Below are 566 nucleotides of genomic sequence, written 5' to 3'. Positions count from 1 at the left end.
ACAAAGAATTCCGTCAACATCTACCCATCAAGTTTGAAATGAAAGATGGTAGAATGGTATTAGATACGGCATACAAAGCTCCTGTTAGCACAGTGGCTGCTCCTAATGTCATCGCAAGTAATCAGTCGGCCAATGCTATTCACAAATACATTAGAGTTGTKCTAGAAATTAAGTTACCTACTTACCTATTTACAAGTAATATTCTCATAACCAGCAAATTAACATATTTAGGTAACTTTACAAGATAGCTACAATCCGTTCTTACCTACCTATACACAAATCTCATAAAGTGCTAATTATTAATAAGATAAGACACTTTAGGTAAGTAGGTAACTTTAAAACTACAACTTTTAAAACTATGATTTTAGATATTCATTAGATTAAACAGCTCTGACTAGGTTGTACAAGTGTTCAAGCTGCGGCAAACGAACTTTAAAAGATATTGGGACAATGAGAATGGTAATTACATGCCAGATGAGGTTGGTAGGTGCAACAGAGAAGTAAATTGTGCATATCATCTAACTCCGAAGTTTTTTTTAGAAAAAAWWRRAAAAAAAAAAAATTGG

At 33.0% G+C, this 566-nt stretch carries 2 protein-coding genes; both read left to right on the top strand.

Going from position 1 to position 566, the window contains the following annotated elements; translation table 11 throughout:
• The coding region (locus tag BWI92_RS27655; RefSeq protein ID WP_176464574.1) for a hypothetical protein at positions 1 to 248 on the top strand (248 nt) is incomplete at its 5' end.
• A 159-nt stretch (positions 249 to 407) separates the two neighbouring features.
• Positions 408 to 566 (top strand): PG0870-related protein (locus tag BWI92_RS29040; protein ID WP_409024771.1); only part of this gene is annotated, 159 nt, incomplete at its 3' end.

The organism is Flectobacillus sp. BAB-3569 (assembly GCF_002270355.1).
GTDB classification, from domain to species: domain Bacteria; phylum Bacteroidota; class Bacteroidia; order Cytophagales; family Spirosomataceae; genus Flectobacillus; species Flectobacillus roseus.
Note: the sequence above shows the minus strand (reverse complement) of the source record. Positions and strands in the feature narration are given on the sequence as shown.